Raw genomic sequence first — 22,197 nt, 5'->3', positions numbered from 1 at the left:
CAACGACTGGGTTTGACAACGTTGGGATTGGTTATCAAAGTCAAATTGAGTGGTTGCAAAAATAGCCAATGCTCAAACAACCCGCAAGCAGTCCAAATTTTACGAGGCACTATACCGGCTATTTTACTGCCATCCATTTTGTTCACAATATATTTCATTTCAATAATTTAGTAATTCACTTACGTGGTCTTTTAGTAAATTTCATAAAAAACACCAGAAAAGCAATTACCGTTATTAAACCTGCTATAGTACCTGCTATATCATCAGTAAATAGAGCAGCTTCAGATTTGAATAAAAAAAGCAATAGAAGACCGCTTGCACACAATCCAGACAAAGCACGAATCAGCATTACATACTTAGTTTTCATTGGAACAACCATTAAGTATTTTCTGCTTTCTTTTTACAGTAAAATAAACCAAATTAAGAAATAAGATCATTAAAGAAGAGATTAAAACCATTCTATCTCTTCTTTTTTAGTGCCTTCATTGGAGCCAAATTTCACAAGATATTAGGCAAAATAAGCCAAATAGCTAATCTGTACAACTTTACTAAAAAGACACATTCGGTCTCCCAAATTTTATTTAAGTAATTTTGGCAACTTCCAAATAGCTAATACTGATAAAAGGATTAATACCACCAATAGTAACTCATGCCTATAAATAATATACAAATTAAGGACCGCCATTATTGAAACAAAAAAAGATAGATATATAAAAATATGGCTTTTGCAAAAAGGATTCTTCATAAGAAAACTACTAATTTTAAATAAAACTTCATCCTAATCTGAAAACTCTAAATTTGCATATAATCGTTTCAAATCTATTTAAAAAATCGATTCTTTCTATTTTTTACATTGGTTATAGAAACTATCCAAAAATTACATTTTGTCACTTAAGTGCAATGGAAATAAGAAACTCAATTATTAAACTAGTCAAAAAAACAATTCAATAACACAGTAATGCATCTATAACGCCTGAAGCAACTGCGGCATTAAATAGCAAAACCGCCTGACAACCCTTCCATCTGCTCATCTTCTAACTTGCGCCGAAATCGAAAGATCAGTTCCCCTTCTTCGGCATAGTAATACGTTCGTCGGATTGGGCAATACGCCAGCGGAACACCCAGCTCATTGACCAACTCGTCGCGGAGTTTATACCAAGCCCGTTCGCTAATGCCTAATTTCTGGGCTAATTCTTTGGGAGAACCGGTAGCTCGTTTCCGGACAAGACAATTCAGGGATTCGTACCGATTACAAAGTTTCTGAAGCATGGTCTCGACAAATGGTTAGAATTAGTTGTCAGACGTGATCATAAGCCGAAAGTCACACCCGATCTGCTTTATTGTAAAAACCGTTTGCTCAAACGGTCAATAAAGTAACTCGAATCCATTGGCCGGTATCCAGAAGGTTACAAACGCGAAAATCTGGCCACATTTTCAGTTAATAACCGGACGGCTCAATGCAAAAATAAATGCTGGATCAATCTACGAACAATCTCAAAAGATTCTTATATTGCAATCAAATGATTCTACATTGACATGCTAACGTCGACAGAGCCAAACCCATTGATAGAAACGCCGGTAAACACTTCACTCACGGCACTTCAACTCATTGATCGCTCACGCCAAGGGCTGTCGGGCACTGAAGCCGGGCGGGTTGCTGGTTTATTGGGGGTTTCGGACAAAGAAATGGCCCGGCTCCTGAATCAATCCGTGGCAACCTTTCACAGACAGGCTAAAATCAGCCGACTCGATGCGGCTACGTCGGAACGACTGTTGTTATTGACTCAATTAGCCACCTATGGAGCAACCGTTTTCCAGGATCAGGGGAAATTTATACGCTGGCTGCGACGACCGCTACGACTACTGGCTGAACGCTCACCTTTAGATTTACTCGACAGCACAACAGGCGTTCAGTTGGTCGAAGATATTCTGGGGAGAATCGAATACGGCGTTTTCAGCTAATGCATCCGCCTATCAACCGGTTATACCGCATCCAGTCGGATTCGCATCGTGACACCATTCTGGACGGGATTGGAGCTCAACTGCGGGGAGGTCGCTGGAACAGCAAAGGTCGACCGATGATTTATACGGCCACAACACCCGAACTCTGTTTTCTGGAATACATCGTACACCTCGAGGGGACACCTTTAGCAGATTTGCCACCTCTGATTCTGTGCGAAATCAAAATTCCGGACAATGCGATTACATTTCTGAGAACAGATCAGCTACCGGTCGGCTGGAACGATCCGCAGGTTACACCAGCGGGTTTAGCGCAATTTACCGACGCCCAATTTCGGCAACAAGGTACATTGTGTCTGGCTTTGCCATCGGCGGTAGTACCGTTGTCCCCTTCGCGGAATGTATTGATCGATCCACTTCACCCATTGCGGGCTGAATGTCAGATTATTCGGATTGAACCGTATCCAATCGATCCTCGCTTACCAACCGCTTGAGCAAACGGTCAATAAAGTAACTCGAATTCCTATGCCGGTATCCAGAAGGTTATAAACGCGAAAAGTCGGCCACCTGAGCCGACTTTTCCAATGTCTTAAACAAACCGGAGCGTTACACCAAAACCGTATTCAGCAATTGCTCCAGAATTAGCCGCCCGTCGGTATTGCCCAACAGCGAATCGGCCGCCCGTTCTGGGTGAGGCATCAGGCCGAACACGTTTTTGCGCTCGTTCGCAACGCCCGCAATGTTGTCCAGACTGCCGTTCGGATTGGCTTCGTCGGTGATGTTTCCCGCTTCGTCGCAATACCGGAAGATGATCTGATCGTTGTCGTTCAGTTCATTCAATGTATCGGCATCGATGAAATATCGGCCTTCACCGTGGGCAATGGGGATTTTATAAGCCCGATCGTCCAAACCGGCGGTCAGCAGAACGCTCTTCGATTGCGGACGGAGGTAGATATTTTTGCAAACGTATTTCTGGTTGGTGTTCCGCAGCAGAACGCCCGGAACCAGCCGCGCTTCGGCCAGAATCTGGAAACCATTGCAGATGCCCATCAGGTAACCACCCCGCTCGGCGTGTTTGATCACCTCGTTCATGATGGGCGAAAACCGGGCAACGGCCCCCGTCCGAAGGTAGTCCCCGTAGGAAAAACCGCCGGGCAGAATGATGAAATCACAGCCTTGCAAATCGTGGTCTTTGTGCCAGAGCTTGACGACATCCTGTTTCAGTTGATCACGCAGCGCGTCGACCGCATCGTCGTCGCAATTGGAGCCGGGGAATACTACTACACCGAATTTCATACGTTCTTGGTTTGTGGCAAAGTTAACACTTGTCGGGCAAAAAGTTGCTAAAAACCGTTATTTCAGATCAGCGCCCGGCTTTCCATCACCACCTTTTCGTAATAGGCTTCGTAGTGCGGCAGAATGCGCGAAATTTCAAACTCCTTCGCCCGCTCCAGCGCGTTGTGTTTGAAGGTCGGCAGATTATCGTCATCCAGGATGTACAGGGCATTTTTTACCATGTCGTCCACATCACCGACGTTGCTCAGAAATCCGGTCACGCCCTGAAGGTTCAATTCGGGCAGACCACCGGCGTTCGACGTGATCAGCGGCACTTCGCAGGCCAGGGCTTCCAATGCGGCCAGGCCGAAACTTTCGTTTTCGGACGGCATCAGGAACAAATCGGCCACCGACAAAACCTCCTCGACCGCATCCAGTTTGCCCAAAAACCGCACGTCCTGGTAAATGCCCATATCGCGACACAGTTTTTCAATCCGCGCCCGCTCCGGACCGTCGCCTGAAAGTAATAATTTACTGGGAATCTGCTGATTGATTTTATGGAAGATCTGCACCACATCGTCAATGCGCTTCACCCGCCGGAAATTCGAGGTGTGGACGATCAGCTTCTCGCCATTCGGGCAAATCGCCATTTTGAAATGGTCTTTCTTCTGCCGTTTGAACCGGTCGAGGTCGATGAAATTCGGAATCACTTCAATATCCCGGCGAATGGCAAACTGATCGAGCGTTTCCTGCCGCAGGTGTTCCGAAACCGCCGTTACGCCGTCCGACTCGTTGATGCTGAACGTCACCACCGGTTCGTAAGACGCATCTTTGCCCACCAGCGTAATATCGGTTCCGTGCAGCGTGGTAACAAAAGGAATGTGCCGCCCCTGCGCCCGCAGAATCATTTTAGCCATGTAAGCCGCCGATGCGTGCGGAATGGCGTAATGAACGTGCAATAAATCCAGCTTTTCGTATTGAACGACGTTCACCATCGCGCTGGCCAGCGCCGTTTCGTAAGGCGGGAACTGAAAGAGCGGATACGTCGGTATATTGACTTCGTGGTAAAAAACGTTTTCGTTAAAAAAGTCCAACCGGTGCGGTTGCTGGTAGGTAATGAAATGAACTTTGTGGCCGGCTTTGGCCAGGGCCTTGCCCAGTTCTGTTGCCACCACACCGCTTCCCCCGAACGTCGGGTAACACACTATGCCAATTTTCATATAGTCGTAAGATGATGGAAGGACTGAGGGAGGGAGGGAGTAACCGAGTGACAAACACCCGTTCACCCCTTCGCTCTTCCAATCAGTTCCCATAACATCAATTCCGGTCGTTTGTGTTCACAAATTTGGTTGGACAGAGAAAGATTTTAGCAGAGCCGGTGATTCGGCCCGGAAACTGTATCTTTGGTTCACTGATTTTCCCTTTCGGTTATGACCCCAAAAGTCCGGAGCCATTCGCCCCGCGCGGGTACTCCGCCATTTTACGTATACATTCTGGGGTTCCTGCGGTTGATCCGGGTACAAAACCTGCTCATCATCGTCGGCACGCAGTATTTTGCCCGTATTACGCTCATCGGCCCGCGCGACAACTGGACCGGTTTGCTCCTGGACCCGAAGCTCTTTCTGCTCTCATTGTCAACGGTTTTGATTGCCGCGGCCGGCTACATCATCAACGATTATTTCGACATCAAGATCGATATCATCAACAAACCGGATCGGGTCATCATCGGGCGGTATTTGAAACGACAGATTGCGATGGGATTACACCAGGGGCTGAATTTTCTGGGCGTCGTAATCGGTTTTTACCTCAGCAAATGGGTTTTCGTCGTCAACGTCCTGTCGGTCACATTGCTGTGGTTTTACTCGTCGACCTTCAAACGCCAGCCTTTTATCGGAAATTTTATCGTGGCTCTGCTCACGGCTCTGTCGCTGATTGTACTGGCGGTTTTTTACCGGCAACAGGTCGATTTGCTGCTTATTTACGCGCTGTTTTCTTTCGTCATCACGCTGGTTCGGGAAATCATCAAAGATATGGAAGACGTGAAGGGCGACGCCCGCTTCGGTTGCCGGACGCTGCCGATCGTCTGGGGACTGCGCCGAACCAAACAATTGTTGTACAGCATCATTGCCGCCTTCATCCTTTCGCTCTTCACCATTGCCCATTCGCTGCAAAACGAGCAACTATTCTGGATGTTTGTCATCCTGCTGGTGCCCATTGCGTGGCTCGTCTACCGGCTGGTCAGGGCCGACACCAAGCGGGATTTCGCCTACCTGAGTTCGCTCTGCAAACTGATCATGCTCATTGGTGTCGTCAGCATGGCCTGGGTCTAACATCCGTTCACTCAATCCTTTGTTCCGGTCTGGCAAATTTTCCGTAGTTTACCGGTTTCGTAACGAACCCTATTTTCTATGAAAACTTTGCTCTTCTTTTTTGCCTTCAGTTTAATCGCCATTCTTGCTAACGCTCAGGAATGTCTGGGAATCAAATTCAAGCCGGGAACCAGCTACGAAATGCTGTCCTACAGTGCCAAAGACAAACCGACCGGCCGGGTTGTGTATACCATCAAGGAGGTCACGAGTGAGGGCGGTTCCACGCTGATCCATATCGTCATGCAGTCGTTCGACGACAAGGGCAAACCGGCCCCCGAAATGGCGGTGAAGTATACCTGTACGGGGGATGAACTCATCGCCGACCTGTCGGGCGTGGTGCTGGCCACCAATGACGCGATGAAAGACATGGAAGTGCGGATCAAAACCAATAAACTGGTTTATCCCAAACAATTGAGCGCAGGCAGCACCCTGGCCGACGGCGAACTGGAAGCCGAGACCTACAACAAAGACACCAAAATGATGGATATGTCCATCAAGGTTGTCAACCGGAAGGTTGAAAGCAAAGAAAGCCTGACAACACCCGCCGGCACGTTCGACGTCTATAAAATCGGTTCCGACATTAATCTGGCCAATCGGATGATGGGCATCCCTGTCCGGGTTTCGTTCCGCTCCGTCAGCTACCGGGCAACCGATGTGCTGTTTGATATTAAAACTGAAACTTATAACAAAAACGGCAAGCTGAAAGGCTATACGGTATTGAGCAAGCTGAGTGATAAATGAGAATGTCTTTATCACTCAGCCAGAACTTACGTGTGATAATTCTCTTATACTTACGCTTTCTGCCCCTAAATCCCCTAAAGGGGACTTTTAGCATCCGGCTCGAGCTGTGTCCAAGTCCCCTTTAGGAATTTAGGGGCAGAAAGCGTAAGTCGCTCGTTAATTCAATTCAAGATCTGACGGTTCGCTTACTGAACCGTCAGATCGAAGTCCAGATTCACATCGTCGCTGCCCGGTGTTGGCGTGCCATCTTTCGCATTGGGTTGGTGACGGAGTTGAACTTTTAGTTTTCCGGTTCCGGCGGCATTGGTTTTGAACGTGCCTTTCAAGCCAATGGGCAAGTTGTTGGCGTCCTTGTCGCCGTAGGTATACGTCGCGAGGGTTGTCGGAGAAACCGTAAAGACGAACAAATGCTCATCGCTTTCTTCGGCTACTTCTTTTGAAATATCATCCGTGGGCGTTTTGCTCTCGTCCAGTAATTCCACCGCCAGTTCGTAGGTTTTGCTGGGTTTCAGCACGATTTTATCGAATTGGGTAGCGGCCTGTCCCCCATCACCGTCGGTATCCCGGTACGTAAAAGTCTGGGTCGTTGTCGTTCCCGACTCCGTAAATTTCAGGTTGACGGTCGTAATCAATTCGTTCTCATCGGCCGGTTCGGGCTCATCGGCTTTGTCATTACAACCCGCTACCAGCACCACCGACGCTGCCAGTGACAGCATCCACACCCATTGACGTGTTCGTTTTGCCTTCATTCTTCAATGCTCTTTAGTTTGTTTTAGCCGACGATCGGTCAGCAATCCGGCAGCAAAAGTATACACTCGCAACAAGGTTGCAAAAATAAATGCAACTTTATTGCAAATAATCTTGATCGGTACAAAACCATCTGTTTATTTTGCAATGATTACTGAGCAAACGGACGACTATGAAATTGGGAGAGCTAGGCAGCAAGGCGGATTACATCGGAATTAGCGGATCGGTATTGTGCATCATTCACTGCCTGATCACGCCCATTCTGCTCGTATCGTCGTCTTTTCTGGCCAACGACACCGTTCGGGTCGGCTACCTCAGTCTCGATTATGTCTTCATCGGTGTCAACATCGTAGCGGTTTATTTTGCCACCCGGCATTTCACCACGCCCGCCATCAAAGTCTGCCTGTGGTTTTTCCTGAGCGTTTTTGCCGTGGCCATTTTGCTGGAAGACGTTAGCGAAACCTTCGAATACCTCGGCTACGCAGCCTCTTTAGGCCTGGTTTTGACCCACCTCACCAACATCCGGCTTCACCGCCTGCGCCACGCGCATTAATCAAACGATTCCCTTTTTGCCCCACGGTCAATGGTCTTTTGACCCAAAATTTGCGAACTTCCATTCGTTGACCCAGGCGTTTATCCCGTAGGAATGCCTGTACCCATACGGAAACAACTTCTCTATTTCTCCTCCGCCGGATTGAAATCCGGATGACCGGCAATCCGGCAGACTATCCCCTTCTAAAAACTAATTTTAATACAACTATTTACCCTTTAAATAGTATTAATTTAATAAATATACAATTTATTTGTTTTATTAAATTTTGAATCCCACCTTTCGGGTACGTACACGTTTTTACAAACCCATACCCTTGTAAAATATTATATGGCAAATACACTTAATCGTAGAAAATTCTCAATGCTGACAGCATCCGCCGGTTTAGGGTCCTACCTGCTTCCGTTCGCAACCGCCGGATCGGTGCCAGCCGGGCCACTCCAGGGGAAAAAAGTGGGCATCATCGGGCTGGACACCTCCCACAGCATTGCCTTCACCAAAGAACTCAACAACCCAAGCCCCAATCCCGACTGGGCCGGGTATCGGGTGGTGGCGGCTTACCCCAAAGGCAGCAACGACATCGAAACCAGCGTCAAACGAATTCCCGGCTACATCGAAGAGGTCAAAAAACTGGGCGTCGAGATCGCGGATTCGATTGATGATCTGCTGCGTAAAGTGGACGTCGTGATGCTGGAAACCAACGACGGTCGGTTGCACCGGGAACAGGTTGCCAAGGTTTTTGCAGCAGGAAAACGCGTTTTCATCGATAAACCCATTGCCGCTTCGCTCGCCGACGCCATTGCCATTTTTGATCTGTCCAGGAAGAAAAACATCCCCGTTTTCTCGGCATCGTCGCTGCGCTATATCAAAGGCATGGACAGCATCGACAAAAGCCTGGTCGTGGGTGCCGACACCTACAGCCCGGCGGTTTTGGAAAAAACACATCCCGATCTGTTCTGGTACGGTATTCACGGCGTCGAAACGCTGTTTACGGCCATGGGAACGGGCTGTCAGAGTGTGACGCGGGTCCATACGCCCGATACCGACATCGTGATCGGTACCTGGAGCGACGGACGCGTGGGAACCTTTCGCGGAACCCGTACTGGCAAACACGAATACGGCGGCACGGTATATACCAAAAATGGCAACGTAACCTTGGGACCCTACGCCGGTTACAACCCACTGCTGAAAGACATCATCCACTTTTTCGAAACCGGTGAAACGCCCGTCAAGCCCGAAGAAACCATCGAAATTTTTGCCTTCATGGAAGCCGCCGACGAAAGCAAACGGCAGGGTGGCGTCGCTGTGAGCCTCGCCAGCGTCCTGAAAAAAGCGCAAAAAGCGTAGTATCCTTTTTTAGTTCCGATTCCGGGTACGTACCCGGAATGCCTTTTCTGCTCAATTAACCCCCTTCATGAATTGGTTTATTTCCAGTTTTTCTCATGCTCAAATCCTTTACACTATGACAACTGCTCCCCAACGCCTGCGACGGCTCGTCTGGCAGGTAACCTGCCTCTGGTTGCTGGTTCTGCTGGCCAACCGGTCGGCAATGGCCCAAATTTCTACCCCGATTAAAGGGGTTATTCGGGATAACCTCGCCCAGTCGCCCCTGCCGGGTGCCAACGTAGCCATCAAAGGCACAACCCGGGGTGTTTCCACCGATGGCGACGGCAAGTACAGCATCGATGCCAAACCGAACGATGTACTCGTATTCTCTTACATCGGTTACACGACCCAGGAAGTAAAAATCGAAGGCCAGACGACCATCGACGTGCTGCTGCAACAGGCAGCTTCTTCACTCAACGAAGTGGTGGTAGTCGGTTACGGAACTCAGCTCAAGCGCGAACTGACCGGATCGGTTTCGTCGGTCAAAGCGGAAGAATTGCAAAAAGTAGCCACTAACAGCGTTACCTCGTCCCTGCAGGGGCGTGTTCCGGGTGTTTTCATCAGCCAAACCAGCGGTGCGCCCGGTGGTGGCGCTTCCGTTCGGATTCGGGGTGTCGGGACAACGGGGGGAAACCAGCCGCTGTATGTGGTCGACGGTTTTCCACTCGGTGGTGGGAATATGGGCATCAGCGGCAGTTCGGATCAGGTAGACGGTTTATCGATCATCAACCCAAATGACATCGAATCCGTCGAAATTCTGAAAGATGCTGCGGCTGCGGCCATTTACGGAGCGCGGGCCGCCAACGGCGTTATTCTGATCACGACCAAACGCGGAAAAGAAGGCCAGGCAAAAGTGAGCCTGAACGCGTATACCGGGATTCAGCAACTGTGGAAAAAGCCCGAATTTCTGAACGGGCAGGAATTTGCAACCTTAGCCAACGAACTGTATACCAACTCCGGCATGGCACCCAATCCGGAATGGGCCAACCCGGCTTCCTTCGGTCAGGGAACCGACTGGATCGGCGAAGTTTTCAGCAGTGCGCCGGTACAAAACGTGGATCTTAGCATTTCGGGTGGCAGCCAGAAACTGAAAGGCGCCCTGACCCTCGGCTACCGGGACCAGCAGGGAACGCTCATCGAAACCTGGTACAAACGCTACACGGCCCGGGCTACCGCCGATCTGATCGTAACGAACAAACTGAAGTTTGGCGGAACGATGGCCCTCACCTACTCGCAGGCCAAAGGACAGCAGAACCAGGATCTGCGGATCGGTATTTTCAACCTCGCCCAGCAGTTTTATCCGACCCTGGGCCCCAGCGCCGTGGTCAACGGATCGTCTGCCTATTACACGACCCAGGGTGACAACCCGCTGCTCCGGGCCAATTCCATCGAAAATTACCTCTACAACCTGCGCATCTACGGCAACATGTTCGGTGAATACGAGGTCATTAAGGGACTCAAATGGCGCACCAGCGTGGGCATCGACGCCAGCAACAACCGGTCGACGACTTGGGAACCGAAAGCCGAACGTGGCCATTACCGCAACCTGCAGGCTCGGCTGGGCAACACGTTTACGCAGGGGCTTAACTGGCTGGTTGAAAACACGCTCTCCTATTCCACGGATGTGGGGGCACACCGCATCAGCGCGGTTGTGGGGCAAACCGCCCAGAAAAACGTTTCGGACTGGGTTTCCGTAACGGCGCTGGATTTCCAGAATGAGCAATTACAGGTCATCAACGGCAGCAACGATACGCAGCGCCGGGCGAGTGGCACCGGTTCGCTCTATTCACTGGCATCGTATTTAGGCAGGGTCAATTATTCATACAAAGAGCGGTATTTGCTCTCGGTCAGCATGCGACGCGACGGTTCGTCCAACTTCGGACCGAAGCACAAATGGGGCAATTTCCCGTCGGTTTCGGCGGGCTGGAACCTGTCGGACGAAGCGTTTATGAAAGGCATTCCCGCCATTAACTCGCTGAAACTGCGCGGAAGCTGGGGGCAGTTGGGGAACGACGCCATCGGCTCTTTCGGCTATCTGAGCACGATCCAGATCGGAACCGTCAACGACAACTACGTGCTGGGCACCAACCAGGGACTGGTCATCGGAGCGAGCATGTCGCGGCCCGGTAACCCCAACCTGAAGTGGGAAATCAGTGAACAAACCAACTTCGGGATCGACGCGTCGTTCTTCAACGACCGGCTGTATCTGACGACGGATTACTACGTCAAAAACACCAAAGACATGCTGGTGAGTCTGCCGGTTTCGGTGGAAGCCGGTTTCCAGAATGCGCCCTCCGTCAACGGCGGCAAGGTTCAAAACCGGGGCTGGGAGTTTTTACTCGGCTACCGAGGCAAGGTCGGCCAGTTCCGGTATGACGTCAATACGAACATTTCGACGCTCAAAAACGAAGTCAAAAGCCTGGGCGTCGGCCAGCCGATCACGGGGGCTACCGTATCCAGCTACTTCGACATGCGGGCGACCTACACCGAAGTGGGGCAACCGATTGGGTATTACCGGGGCTATCAGGTCGATGGCATCTACCAAACCAATGAGGAGGTCAACAAAGTGCTGCAACCCAACGCCAAAGCGGGTGACTTCCGGTTTCGGGATATCAACGGCGACAATCAGTTGACGGATCAAGATCAGGTGCGGATCGGAAGTCCGTGGCCGACGCTGATGTATGGCGCCAACGCCGATCTGTCGTACAAAGGGTTTGACCTGAACATCATCGTGCAGGGCATCGGAGGCAGCCAGATCTACAACGCCAACCGCCGGTCGGTTTATCCGCTCAAATATTTTGGGGGATCGGGCGTCATCAACGGCGTGAAGGACGTGCTGAACCGCTGGACACCCGGCAGTGGCCGCAACGATGTGCCCAAATTGCAGTATACCGATGCCAACGGAAACTTCGGAAACAGCTCAACTTTTTACGTCGAAGACGGCGATTACCTCCGGATTCGGAACGTCACGCTAGGCTACCGGATTCCGGCATCGCTGCTGTCCAGAACCCGGGCGTTCCAGGGTGCGCGCGTGTACGTATCGGCCCAGAACCTGTTCACGTTCACGAAATATTCGGGTTTCGATCCCGAAATCGGCAGCCTGAATCCGTTGCAGGCCGGGATCGACGATGGCGTTTATCCGCAACCCCGGACGTTCATGGCGGGTATCAATCTGAACTTTTAATCCAACCGAACTCATGCGCAAGTATATCAACTACTTGGCCCTCACCGGTTTTTTGCTGACGGCCACCGCGTGCAGTGATTCGTTTCTGACACTGACGCCCAAGGATGTTTTGACCGATGCCAATTTCTTCCTGACCGAATCGGACGCCCAGGCGGCTCTGATCGGCACCTATGCGGTTTTGCAACGCGAGGAAACGTTTACGAACGTCCGCGATGCCGCCGATATCGAGTGGGCGATGTCGGGCGATATGTACGAAATGGACGGCAGTGCCAACCGGATTGAACTGCACTCGCTAAACCTGCCGTCGAGCAACACCATTATCCGGGACGTTTATCAGGCGGCTTATCAGGGCATTGGCCGCGCCAACCTGGTGATCGACGGAGCAACCAAAATGAGCGGCATCAACCCAGCCAATCAGGCCTTGATTCTGGGGCAGGCGCGGTTTCTACGGGCGTTGTTTTATTACCGGCTCGTCAATTATTTCGGCGGGGTGCCGCTGATTACCGAAAAACTGGATGCCTCCTCCAACCTCGCCATTCCGCGGGCCACGGCGGCCGAAACCTGGAAACAGATCGAAACCGATTTGCAGGAAGCCGCCAAGGCGCTGCCAACGGCCTGGACCGGAACCGCCGATGTGGGCCGGGCCACCAAAGGAGCCGCTCTGGGCTATCTGGTGAAAGCCAGCCTGTGGCAGCAAAAATGGGCCGAAGCCGTCAAATACAGCGAAGACCTGATCGCGACCGGAGCCTACGACCTGATTCCCAACTTCCGGGACGTGTTTCGCGAAAGCAACGAAAACAACAAGGAGATTTTGTTCTCGACCCAGTTTCGGGTTTCCCCGGATGCGGAAGGCAACAACCTCGTGAAGCGGACCGCCCCGCGCGGATCGCCGTCACAATACAGTGGAAGTGCCGCCTGGAGTAACTTCGTACCGCAACCGCAATGGGTGAACGCTTTTGAAAAAGAGGCCGGTGGCAAAATCAAGGACAAACGCTACTGGAGCGTCATCATCGGGCCGGGCGAAGCGCATCAGGACATGCCCGCGTTTGTGATGCCGAAAGACGTACCAGCGGGCTGGTCCCGAACGGGTTATATCGTTACCAAATACTGGGAAGGCCCCGCGCTGACCAACTCCGGCATCAACCCGCCCATTCTGCGGTTTGCCGAAGCCCTGCTCAATTACGCCGAAGCCCTCAACGAAGTGGGTCGCTCGCAGGACGCCATGCAGCAGGTCAACCGCATCCGGGTGCGGGCCGGTCTGGCGGCCAAACCGGCAACGCTGAACAAAGCGGAGGTGCTGGATGCCATTTTCTACGAACGACGCATGGAATTCATCTGGGAACCGGCGGGGGCATTTTCTGACCTCAACCGACGCGGGCGCTTCATTGATTTTATCAAGGCCAACCGCCCCAACATCAAGGACCTGGAAATTGACAAAAAACCGTGGCTGAGCACCGTCCCCATTCTGTTCCCCATCCCGCGCGATGCCTGGAACCGGAACAAGGCACTGGAGCAAAATCCACATTATACCTTTTAAGTGGGTAAAGCCCGTTCGTCAAACCCTTTCTCAACCATGCGCTATTCGCTTCGCCTGATTTTGATCCTTCTGTTAACCGGCCCTCTGGCAACCTCGCTTTGGGCGCAGGCTGACCTGGCCCGGCGGAAACAGTATCTGGAAGAATCACTGCGGCTGAATGTGCGGCAGGATCACCGGCATCCGATCAGTCGGCGGGTGACGCTTCAGGACAGCACCTGGCTGGATTGGCAACGGCGAACGGGCGAATTACCCCCCGATTTTTCCGCACTTCCGTCCGTACCGTTTCTGCCCGACCCGCTGATGTCGGGCACGACCGGAAAACGCATCCAAACCGCAGCCGACTGGTCGCAGGAACGAAACCGGATCAGGCGGGAATTTCAGCACTGGATCAGTGGAACCGTCCCCCCGGCTCCCGCGTCCGTGAACCCCCGGATGCTTTCTGACCGTTACGAAGGGGCCGTCCGGATTCAACGGATCGAGCTGTCATTTGGTCCCGAAAACCGCGCCCGCATGACGCTGGAACTGATGATTCCGCCGGGAAAAGGGTCCTTACCGGTTTACATGACGCCCGTGACCCACCGGGGTTGGGCGCAACTGGCCGTCAAGCGCGGCTACATCGGTTGCGTGTATGCCGGGGCCGATACGCAGGACGACACGCAGGCCTATCAGGCTCTTTACCCCGACTATGACTTTACCGGTTTGATGCGCCGGGCCTGGGGTGCTTCGCGGGTAGTGGATTACCTGGTTACGCGAAACGAAGTCAATCCGGCCCAGATCGCCATTACGGGGCATTCGCGCAATGGCAAGCAGGCCTTGTGGGCGGCTGCGTTCGACGAGCGGTTTGCGGCTGTCATTTCCAGCAGTTGCGGAACGGGCGGCATTACGCCCTGGCGGTTTAGCGACCCGCAATACGGCAACCAGACCATCGACGACATTTGCGCCAACGCGGCCCACTGGTTTCACCCGCGTCTGCGGTTTTTCTTCGGGCGGGAAGACCGCCTGCCCATCGACCAGAACCAGCTTCTGGCCCTGATCGCTCCGCGCAGTTTGCTGCTCACCTACTCGACGGTGGAACGGCAGTTGAATCCCTGGGCGAACGAGCAGTGTTACCAGTCCGTAAAAACCGTCTATGATTTTCTGAAATCGCCCGAAAAAATTGGCCTGCTTCCCCGCATGGGCGAACATGCCGTGACGACCCGGGATGTGGAACGGTGCCTGGACTTTCTGGACAACCAGTTTAAACGAAAAACCGCCCGGTGGGAAAACGTCCGGTATTGTGATTTTTCCTATCCGAACTGGCTCCGAACGACTAAAACCGTACGTCCCTCCTGGCCCGCGATCCGCCTGAACGAAGCCAAAGATACCGTTGCGCTGGGTCGCCAGAAGCAGGCCATCCGGGCACGTCTCAACTGGTTGCTGGGGGATGAACCCGCCGGAGTGAAACCCAATCCCGTAGCCGCCACCATCATCGACCGCGTCGACTGGATCGACGGCATCACGGGCCGCCCCAAACCCAAACGCGCGACAATTACGCATCTGGGGCCGTATACCGCCATGGGCGACCACCTGAGCGGCACCCTGTACCAGCCGGATGGTCCGTTGAAGCCAGGCAAAAAGAGACCCGTTGTCATTTACCTGCATTCTTACAATTACAACACCGGCTACGCCGTTGGCTACAAACCCGAGGGCGGGCGGGGTAATGAAGTTCTATTTCAGGAGGTTCTGGATCAGGGGTTTGCGGTTTTGGCCATCGACCTGCTGGGATTCGGAAACCGCCTGGAAGAAGGCACCTACTTTTACGATCGTTTCCCGGGCTGGTCCAAAATGGGCAAAATGGTGAGCGATGTCCGGGCGTGCGTGGATGCGCTTGAAACTTACGAAGGCCTTGACAACCGGCAGATTTATGTACTGGGCGAAACCATCGGCGGCAGCGTCGCCCTGATGGCGGCTGCGCTCAATCAACGGATCGCCGGGGTCGCCGTTGTGGCTGCGTTTTCGCCCTGGCGGACGAGTACGAAGCAGTATGAAAGCCTGAAAAATGACGCTTACCAACACGGTTTTTTACCCCGACTGGGTCTATTTGCCGAAAACCCGCAACAGACGCCGGTCGATTATGACGAAATCATGGCCTGCATTGCCCCGCGTCCGCTGCTGGTGATCGCGCCCAGCCTGAACCGTCATGCCGATCCGTCGGCGGTGCAGGCCACCCTGGAGCGGGTCAAAACCGTCTACGGTATGTACCAGAAATCCGATGCCTTGCAGTTCCAGACGCCACCAGAAATTAACCGGATCACCGCGCCCATGCGGGCGGACCTTACGCGGTTTTTGATACAATCCGACAAGCAGTAACATCAACACAGGCAACCCTTTATCAATTTAACAGTCCGTACAATGACCCAATCGAAACTAAAAACAGAAAACACAGCCAGTTCGCCGTCGCGGAGGACCTTTCTAGGCCAGACGCTGGCGGGAACAGCGGCCTTATCGCTGGGCGGTATGCTCCCCGGTTTTAGTCCCAAAAGTTACGCCCGGATTCTGGGGGCCAACGAACGCATTCAGGTGGGCATGATGGGCGTCAACAGCCGGGGTCTGGCGCTGGCGAGCAATTTTGCACTGCAACCCAACTGCGAAATCCGGTCGGTTTCGGACGTCGATACCCGCGCAGCCGACAAGTGCATCACCACCGTGGAAGGTATTCAGAAATCCAAACCCAAAGCGGTTCCTGATTTCCGGAAAGCGTTGGAAGACAAAGACCTGGATGCGCTGGTGGTGGCCGCTCCGGATCACTGGCACGCGCCAGCCGCCATTCTGGCGTCCAAAGCCGGAAAACACGTCTATCTGGAAAAACCGTGTAGCCACAACCCAAACGAAGGCGAGATTCTGGTAGCGGCTGCTAAAAAGTACAAAAACGTGATTCAGATGGGCAACCAGCGCCGGTCGTGGCCCAACGTGGCCGCCGGGGTCAAGGCGGTTCGGGATGGCGTGATCGGCCGGGCGTATTTTGCCAAAGGCTGGTATACCAACAACCGCCCATCCATTGGCGTCGGGAAAGAAGCCGCCGTTCCGTCGTGGCTGAACTACGATCTGTGGCAGGGACCCGCGCCCCGTATGGCGTTCAAAGACAATCTGTTGCACTATAACTGGCACTGGTTCTGGCACTGGGGAACGGGCGAAGCCCTCAACAACGGCACGCACATGCTGGATTTGATGCGCTGGGGGCTGAACGTGGAGTACCCCAACCGGGTAACTTCCTCGGGCGGGCGGTATCGCTACAAAGACGACTGGGAAACACCGGACACGCAGGTGATCAACCTCGAATTTGCCAACAATACCGGCATGACGTGGGAAGGCCGGAGTTGCAACGGACGCACCATTGAAGGCAGCAGCGTCGGCGTTATTTTCTACGGAGATACCGGTTCGTTGCAGATCGACGGGGGCAATGCCTACAAGATTTATGATCTGGAAAACAAGCTGGTGAAGGAAGTGAAGAACGACGTGGTGATCAACGCCCGCGATCGGATGAACCCCTCGCAGGTGCTGGACGCGATTCACATCCAGAATTTCTTTGATGGCATCAAAAAAGGAACGGCTTTGAATGCCGATATTTTGAGTGGTCACCAGAGTACGCTGCTCTGTCAGTTGGGCAACATTGCCCTGCGGTCGGGCGGAACGCTGGAAATTGACCCGACCAACGGCCACATCAAAAATAACCGCCAGGCGCAGCAGTACTGGAAACGCGACTACCAGCGGGGCTGGGAACCCACCGTTTAGATTCATAATCGCATGAAAAACCAAACCAAGACGGTTGACGTAGGGTCGCTGAGTCAGCGGGATACGCGGATTTCCATCGCCCTGATCGGGCTGCTATTTTTCGTTTTCGGGTTTGTGACCTGGGTCAACGCCATCCTGATTCCGTATTTCAAGATTGCCTGCGAACTCACGAACTTCCAGTCGTATCTGGTCACCTTCGCGTTTTACATTTCGTATTTCGTGATGTCGGTGCCGTCGTCGTATCTGCTGAAAGCCACCGGTTTTAAGAAAGGCATGATGATCGGTTTCTGGATTATGGCGGTGGGCGCGTTCATTTTTGTCCCCGCAGCACTGACGCGAACCTACGAGATTTTTCTGCTGGGACTGTTCATGATCGGCGTCGGGCTGGCGGTTTTGCAAACGGCGGCCAATCCCTACATCACGGTTCTGGGACCGAAAGAACGGGCCGCCCAACGCATCAGCATTATGGGCATCGGCAACAAGGGGGCCGGAATTCTGGCTCCGATTCTGTTTGCCGCCGTGATTCTGCGGGCCACCGACACCGACCTGTTCAGCCAGTTGCCGGGCATGTCGCCCATCGAAAAAGCCCAGGCATTGGACGAGCTCGTTCGGCGCGTGATTGTTCCGTATACGGTGATGGGCTTCGTGCTGATCGGGCTGGGCATTCTGGTTCGTTACTCACCTTTGCCCGAAATCAATACCGAACAGGAAACCTCCGAAGTGGCGGCTGCCAATTCCGGAAAAACGTCGGTGCTTCAGTTTCCGCACCTGGTGCTGGGCGCAATCGCCATTTTTCTGCACGTCGGCACACAGGTCATTTCCATCGACACCATCATCGGCTACGCCAGTTCGATGGGCATTTCGCTGCTGGAAGCCAAAACGTTTCCGTCGTATACGCTCTTTGCCGCCATCTGCGGGTATCTGCTGGGCATCATCCTGATTCCCAAACGCATCAGCCAGGTGAACGTCTTCAGAATTTGTACGTTACTGGGATTAGCGTTCACGTTACTGATTATTTTCGCAAAAAGCAGCGTAGTCTTTCTGGGTCATCAGGCCGACGTTTCCATCTGGTTTATCGTGTTGCTGGGGCTGGCTAACTCGCTGGTCTGGGCCAGCATCTGGCCCCTGGCCCTCGACGGTTTGGGGCGGTTTACGAAAGTCGGGGCGGCTTTGCTGATCATGGGACTGAGCGGCAACGCCATCCTGCCCCTGGTTTACGGGTATCTCGCTGATCAATACGGACTTCGGGAAGCCTATTGGGTTCTGTTTCCCTGCTACTTATATTTGGCTTATTATGCCTTTTACGGTCACCGCATTCGCCGGTGGCGGATTTCGGGGGCGGCTAAAACACCTGTTCATGAACAACACTGGCAAGGCACCACAACGGATTAAAGTTACTAACGCCCGGATTCTGACCCCCTACCGGATCATTCCCCACGGAACGATCCTGATTACGGGAAAAACGATCACGGAAATCAGCGAGCGCGACATCGACGTCCCCGACGCACTGGAACTGGATGCCGGGGGAGCGTATGTGTCGCCCGGTTTTATCGACCTGCACGTCCACGGCGGGGGCGGGCACGACTTTATGGACGGCAGCGAGGAAGCCTTTCTGCGCATCGCCGAACTCCACGCCCAATACGGCACCACCGCAATGGTGCCGACGACCCTGACCAGTACGCGCCAGGAGTTGTTCAATACGCTGGAAATTTACGAGAAAGCGAACGCCCGCAACACGTCGGGTGCCCGGTTTCTGGGTATGCACCTCGAAGGCCCCTATTTTGCCATGAGCCAGCGCGGAGCCCAGGACCCGCGCTACATTCGTGATCCCGATCCGGACGAATACCAGGAAGTGCTGGCCCGTTCGTCGTCCGTGACCCGCTGGAGTGCCGCGCCCGAACTGAAGGGCGCGCTCAAGTTTGGTCAATTCCTTCGTTCAAAGGGCGTGCTGGCGGCTGTTGCGCATACCGACGCGGTGTATGAGGAAGTGCTGGCGGCTGTCGAAAATGGCTATTCGCTGGCCACGCACCTGTACAGCGCGATGTCGGGCGTTACGCGTCGGAACAGTTTCCGGTATGCCGGTGTGATCGAAAGTGCGTATCTATTGGATCAGATGGACGTGGAACTCATTGCCGATGGCGTGCATTTACCGGCCCCACTGCTCAAACTGGCCTATAAGATCAAAGGGGCTGAACGAACCGCTCTGATCACGGACGCCATGCGGGCCGCCGGAATGCCCCCGGGCAACAGCATTCTGGGCAGCCTCCACAACGGAACCGAGGTGATAGTAGAAGACGGCGTTGCCAAAATGCCGGATCGTCAGGCTTTTGCCGGTAGCGTCGCCACCGCCGACCGGCTGGTGCGCACCATGATCAACCTGGCCGACATTCCGCTGCTCGACACCATCCGCATGATCAGCAGCACCCCGGCCCGGATCATGGGCGTTGCCGATCGGAAAGGGATTCTGGCACCGGGGAAAGACGCGGATCTGGTGTTTTTTGATGCCGATATTTCAATACAACTGACGATGGTTGAAGGACGGATTGTCTACCAGCGTGAAAGCATCCCCGTCTTTTAAACCCTATACGAAGAAAATACCATCCATCCGAATGATTAGTCAATCGAATACCAACCAACTTGATTTTCGCCGGTTCGACAACCGGAACCAACTGGGCGACAGTGCCGCACAAGCCGCAGCGAACTGCCTGCGAACCCTGCTGGCCGAACAGGATACGGTTTCCGTGATTTTTGCCGCAGCCCCGTCGCAGGAAGAATTTCTGGCGGCTTTGTGCCAGGAAGAAGCCATCGACTGGAGCCGGATTCATGCTTTTCACATGGACGAATACGTCCAGTTGGCCGAGGACGCCCCGCAGCGGTTCGGCAACTTTTTGAAAGAACGGATTTTCGACCGGGTACCTTTCCAAACCGTGAACTATCTGAACGGCAACGCCCCGGATCTGGCGGCTGAATGCCAGCGGTACAGCGATCTCCTGAAGCAACACGCCGTCGATGTGGTTTGCATGGGCATTGGCGAAAACTGCCACATCGCCTTCAACGACCCCCACGTCGCTGATTTCAACGACCCGGTTTTGGTCAAGGTCGTCGATCTGGACCAGGCCTGCCGCCAGCAACAGGTGAATGATGAGTGCTTTACGGTTTTTGAAGACGTGCCAACGCACGCCCTGACGCTGACGGTTCCGGCCCTGATGCAGGCGCCCCACGTTTTTTGCATGGTGCCCGGTGTCAACAAAGCGCAGGCCGTTTACCACACACTGCATTCACCGGTCAGCGAGCAGTATCCTTCTACCATTCTGCGGCTGCACGAAGATGCGGTTTTGTTCGTCGACACCGACAGTGCCTCCCGCTTACCCCAATGATCCTACCTGTTGTCGCCCGCGAGATGCGGGCGACAACAGGTAGGATACGAAACGGCTCAGTTCGGGAAAATACCGCTTATTTCCCCCAACTTATGATCCTATTTGTTGCGGCATTAAGCAAAAAAAGTATCTTTCGGCGAAAGAGTGAGAGAAAGGAAAGAGAAACGCATCCCGGCCACTGGCGGTTTGCAACTTTTTGCCTGTTCGGAGAGCCAATACATGAAAAAGAAAGAACTTCAGGGCGTTAAGGAAATTGCCCGCCGGGCCAACGTCACCATTGCTACGGTAGACCGCGTTATTCACAACCGAACGGGTGTTTCGGACAAAACACGCGAGAAAATCAACAAAATTATCGAGGAACTGAATTACCAGCCCAACATGCTGGCCCGCCGTCTGGCGTCCGGTAAAATCATCAAGCTGGCGGTTTTGATTCCTTCGGCCACCGAAGAAACCGAATTCTGGGATGCCCCTTTGCGGGGCATTCAGCGGGCCAACACCGAAATCAGCCAGTATGGCCTGCAGGTCGATTTGTTCTTTTTTGACCTCAGCGACCAGCAATCGTTCGTCCAACAGGCCAACGCCATTCTGGAATCTTCGGCCGACGGCATTGTGTTGGCGCCGATGTTCATCAACGAAGCCCGGGAGTTTACGGCGGCCTGCGATGCAAAAAGCATTCCGTATGTCTTCATCGACTCGACCATTCCTGACCAGAAAAACCTTTCGTACATCGGTCCTCCCCTCTTTCAGAGCGGTTATCTGGCTGGCAAATTAAGCACGTACGCGCTTCGGGAGAATAGCAAGTTGCTGGTGGTCAACATTGCCACGGCCATTGATAGTTACACCTACAAAGAGACGGAAGAAGGGTTCAGGGCGTATTTTGCCGAACACCACAAGTCATATCCCATCCTGCGGGTCGATAGTCACCAGACCGACGAGCAATCCGTTTTCCGGAACCTTCAGCCGCTGTTCGAAGCCAATCCGGCCATCGACGTGCTGTTCGTGACCAACTCCCGGTCTTTTCTGGTGGCGCGTTTTCTGGAAAAATTAAATCTGGAGCAAAAACCGCTGCTGATCGGGTACGACCTGATCAAAGAAAACGCCAAATACCTCGACAACGGCCTGATCGATTTCCTGATCTGCCACCAACCCGAAGACCAGGGCTACCGGAGCATCATGACGTTGTATCAGCTTCTGATTTTTTCAAAATCCATCGAGAAGGAGCAATACATGCCCATCGACATTGTGATGCGGGAAAACCAGGCGTTTTACCGAAACTAACCTTGAGCATGTTGACAATTAGA

The 22,197-nt window shown here is 53.1% G+C and carries 19 protein-coding genes; 14 read left to right on the top strand and 5 right to left on the bottom strand.

The window, feature by feature from the left end; genetic code table 11:
* Positions 1-175: 175 nt before the first annotated feature.
* Both ACS5NO_RS09505 and ACS5NO_RS09500 read right to left on the bottom strand, forming a co-directional pair.
* Positions 176-367 (bottom strand): hypothetical protein, encoded by a 192-nt coding sequence (locus ACS5NO_RS09505; RefSeq protein WP_439414923.1) that lies wholly within the window; start codon positions 365-367, stop codon positions 176-178.
* A 623-nt stretch (positions 368-990) separates the two neighbouring features.
* Complete coding sequence (locus tag ACS5NO_RS09500) at positions 991-1,269, bottom strand: hypothetical protein (RefSeq protein WP_439414922.1); 279 nt, start codon at positions 1,267-1,269, stop codon at positions 991-993.
* 267 nt (positions 1,270-1,536) lie between these two features.
* Between ACS5NO_RS09500 and ACS5NO_RS09495 the strand changes: the two genes are divergently transcribed.
* Both ACS5NO_RS09495 and ACS5NO_RS09490 read left to right on the top strand, forming a co-directional pair.
* A complete protein-coding gene (locus ACS5NO_RS09495; RefSeq protein WP_439414921.1) occupies positions 1,537-1,962 on the top strand; it encodes an Xre family toxin-antitoxin system antitoxin in 426 nt (141 codons plus the stop codon).
* On the top strand, positions 1,962-2,453 hold the full coding sequence (locus ACS5NO_RS09490) for an RES family NAD+ phosphorylase (protein ID WP_439414920.1): 492 nt from the start codon (positions 1,962-1,964) through the stop codon (positions 2,451-2,453). The genes ACS5NO_RS09495 and ACS5NO_RS09490 overlap by 1 nt, the downstream gene beginning before the upstream one ends.
* Positions 2,454-2,565: 112 nt before the next feature.
* Here ACS5NO_RS09490 and purQ read toward each other — a convergent pair whose 3' ends face one another.
* Both purQ and bshA read right to left on the bottom strand, forming a co-directional pair.
* Positions 2,566-3,255: a phosphoribosylformylglycinamidine synthase subunit PurQ gene (gene purQ, locus ACS5NO_RS09485; protein WP_114405364.1), complete on the bottom strand. Its 690-nt coding sequence runs from the start codon at positions 3,253-3,255 to the stop codon at positions 2,566-2,568.
* Between the two features lie 62 nt (positions 3,256-3,317).
* A complete protein-coding gene (gene bshA, locus ACS5NO_RS09480) occupies positions 3,318-4,454 on the bottom strand; it encodes an N-acetyl-alpha-D-glucosaminyl L-malate synthase BshA (protein ID WP_439414919.1) in 1,137 nt (378 codons plus the stop codon).
* A 210-nt stretch (positions 4,455-4,664) separates the two neighbouring features.
* Between bshA and ACS5NO_RS09475 the strand changes: the two genes are divergently transcribed.
* Entirely contained in the window at positions 4,665-5,564 is a 900-nt protein-coding gene (locus ACS5NO_RS09475; RefSeq protein ID WP_439414918.1) for a geranylgeranylglycerol-phosphate geranylgeranyltransferase, read from the top strand.
* Between the two features lie 78 nt (positions 5,565-5,642).
* A complete protein-coding gene (locus ACS5NO_RS09470) occupies positions 5,643-6,344 on the top strand; it encodes a TapB family protein (protein ID WP_439414917.1) in 702 nt (233 codons plus the stop codon).
* Positions 6,345-6,529: 185 nt separating this feature from the next.
* Here the strand turns inward: ACS5NO_RS09470 and ACS5NO_RS09465 are convergent, their stop codons facing one another.
* The gene (locus ACS5NO_RS09465; RefSeq protein WP_439414916.1) at positions 6,530-7,093 is read right to left on the bottom strand and encodes a hypothetical protein; all 564 of its coding nucleotides are present in this window, start codon (positions 7,091-7,093) and stop codon (positions 6,530-6,532) included.
* 170 nt (positions 7,094-7,263) lie between these two features.
* On the opposite strand from ACS5NO_RS09465, the gene ACS5NO_RS09460 reads away from it, so the two are divergent.
* The 10 genes from ACS5NO_RS09460 to ACS5NO_RS09415 all read left to right on the top strand — a co-directional run bounded on the left by ACS5NO_RS09460 (position 7,264) and on the right by ACS5NO_RS09415 (position 22,174).
* Positions 7,264-7,644 carry a MerC domain-containing protein gene (locus tag ACS5NO_RS09460; protein ID WP_439414915.1) on the top strand — a complete coding sequence of 127 codons (381 nt, stop codon included), beginning with the start codon at positions 7,264-7,266 and terminating at the stop codon, positions 7,642-7,644.
* A gap of 360 nt (positions 7,645-8,004) precedes the next feature.
* Positions 8,005-8,988, top strand: a complete 984-nt coding sequence (locus ACS5NO_RS09455; protein ID WP_439414914.1) for a Gfo/Idh/MocA family protein — start codon at positions 8,005-8,007, stop codon at positions 8,986-8,988.
* Positions 8,989-9,103: 115 nt separating this feature from the next.
* The gene (locus tag ACS5NO_RS09450) at positions 9,104-12,211 is read left to right on the top strand and encodes a SusC/RagA family TonB-linked outer membrane protein (RefSeq protein WP_439414913.1); all 3,108 of its coding nucleotides are present in this window, start codon (positions 9,104-9,106) and stop codon (positions 12,209-12,211) included.
* A 13-nt stretch (positions 12,212-12,224) separates the two neighbouring features.
* Positions 12,225-13,748 (top strand): RagB/SusD family nutrient uptake outer membrane protein, encoded by a 1,524-nt coding sequence (locus tag ACS5NO_RS09445; protein WP_439414912.1) that lies wholly within the window; start codon positions 12,225-12,227, stop codon positions 13,746-13,748.
* A 36-nt stretch (positions 13,749-13,784) separates the two neighbouring features.
* The gene (locus ACS5NO_RS09440) at positions 13,785-16,097 is read left to right on the top strand and encodes an alpha/beta hydrolase (protein WP_439414911.1); all 2,313 of its coding nucleotides are present in this window, start codon (positions 13,785-13,787) and stop codon (positions 16,095-16,097) included.
* Positions 16,098-16,139: 42 nt separating this feature from the next.
* Positions 16,140-17,519, top strand: a complete 1,380-nt coding sequence (locus ACS5NO_RS09435; protein ID WP_439414910.1) for a Gfo/Idh/MocA family protein — start codon at positions 16,140-16,142, stop codon at positions 17,517-17,519.
* A 12-nt stretch (positions 17,520-17,531) separates the two neighbouring features.
* Positions 17,532-18,911 (top strand): sugar MFS transporter, encoded by a 1,380-nt coding sequence (locus tag ACS5NO_RS09430; protein WP_439414909.1) that lies wholly within the window; start codon positions 17,532-17,534, stop codon positions 18,909-18,911.
* A complete protein-coding gene (gene nagA, locus ACS5NO_RS09425; protein ID WP_439414908.1) occupies positions 18,877-20,097 on the top strand; it encodes an N-acetylglucosamine-6-phosphate deacetylase in 1,221 nt (406 codons plus the stop codon). The genes ACS5NO_RS09430 and nagA overlap by 35 nt, the downstream gene beginning before the upstream one ends.
* A 31-nt stretch (positions 20,098-20,128) precedes the next feature.
* Positions 20,129-20,896, top strand: coding sequence for a glucosamine-6-phosphate deaminase (locus ACS5NO_RS09420; RefSeq protein ID WP_439414907.1), 768 nt, complete (start codon positions 20,129-20,131; stop codon positions 20,894-20,896).
* Between the two features lie 144 nt (positions 20,897-21,040).
* Complete coding sequence (locus ACS5NO_RS09415; protein WP_439414906.1) at positions 21,041-22,174, top strand: LacI family DNA-binding transcriptional regulator; 1,134 nt, start codon at positions 21,041-21,043, stop codon at positions 22,172-22,174.
* The last annotated feature ends 23 nt before the right edge of the window (positions 22,175-22,197 follow it).

This window comes from Larkinella fluvii (genome assembly GCF_051857545.1).
Lineage (GTDB): Bacteria > Bacteroidota > Bacteroidia > Cytophagales > Spirosomataceae > Larkinella.
Note: the sequence above shows the minus strand (reverse complement) of the source record. Positions and strands in the feature narration are given on the sequence as shown.

Excerpts from the sequence above, each read along its gene's own strand:
- ACS5NO_RS09505 (WP_439414923.1), bottom strand. The coding sequence starts at position 367 with ATGAAAACTAAGTATGTAATGCTGATTCGTGCTTTGTCTGGATTGTGT.
- ACS5NO_RS09500 (WP_439414922.1), bottom strand. The coding sequence starts at position 1,269 with ATGCTTCAGAAACTTTGTAATCGGTACGAATCCCTGAATTGTCTTGTC.
- ACS5NO_RS09495 (WP_439414921.1), top strand. The coding sequence starts at position 1,537 with ATGCTAACGTCGACAGAGCCAAACCCATTGATAGAAACGCCGGTAAAC.
- ACS5NO_RS09490 (WP_439414920.1), top strand. The coding sequence starts at position 1,962 with ATGCATCCGCCTATCAACCGGTTATACCGCATCCAGTCGGATTCGCAT.
- purQ (WP_114405364.1), bottom strand. The coding sequence starts at position 3,255 with ATGAAATTCGGTGTAGTAGTATTCCCCGGCTCCAATTGCGACGACGAT.
- bshA (WP_439414919.1), bottom strand. The coding sequence starts at position 4,454 with ATGAAAATTGGCATAGTGTGTTACCCGACGTTCGGGGGAAGCGGTGTG.
- ACS5NO_RS09475 (WP_439414918.1), top strand. The coding sequence starts at position 4,665 with ATGACCCCAAAAGTCCGGAGCCATTCGCCCCGCGCGGGTACTCCGCCA.
- ACS5NO_RS09470 (WP_439414917.1), top strand. The coding sequence starts at position 5,643 with ATGAAAACTTTGCTCTTCTTTTTTGCCTTCAGTTTAATCGCCATTCTT.
- ACS5NO_RS09465 (WP_439414916.1), bottom strand. The coding sequence starts at position 7,093 with ATGAAGGCAAAACGAACACGTCAATGGGTGTGGATGCTGTCACTGGCA.
- ACS5NO_RS09460 (WP_439414915.1), top strand. The coding sequence starts at position 7,264 with ATGAAATTGGGAGAGCTAGGCAGCAAGGCGGATTACATCGGAATTAGC.
- ACS5NO_RS09455 (WP_439414914.1), top strand. The coding sequence starts at position 8,005 with ATGCTGACAGCATCCGCCGGTTTAGGGTCCTACCTGCTTCCGTTCGCA.
- ACS5NO_RS09450 (WP_439414913.1), top strand. The coding sequence starts at position 9,104 with ATGACAACTGCTCCCCAACGCCTGCGACGGCTCGTCTGGCAGGTAACC.
- ACS5NO_RS09445 (WP_439414912.1), top strand. The coding sequence starts at position 12,225 with ATGCGCAAGTATATCAACTACTTGGCCCTCACCGGTTTTTTGCTGACG.
- ACS5NO_RS09440 (WP_439414911.1), top strand. The coding sequence starts at position 13,785 with ATGCGCTATTCGCTTCGCCTGATTTTGATCCTTCTGTTAACCGGCCCT.
- ACS5NO_RS09435 (WP_439414910.1), top strand. The coding sequence starts at position 16,140 with ATGACCCAATCGAAACTAAAAACAGAAAACACAGCCAGTTCGCCGTCG.
- ACS5NO_RS09430 (WP_439414909.1), top strand. The coding sequence starts at position 17,532 with ATGAAAAACCAAACCAAGACGGTTGACGTAGGGTCGCTGAGTCAGCGG.
- nagA (WP_439414908.1), top strand. The coding sequence starts at position 18,877 with ATGAACAACACTGGCAAGGCACCACAACGGATTAAAGTTACTAACGCC.
- ACS5NO_RS09420 (WP_439414907.1), top strand. The coding sequence starts at position 20,129 with ATGATTAGTCAATCGAATACCAACCAACTTGATTTTCGCCGGTTCGAC.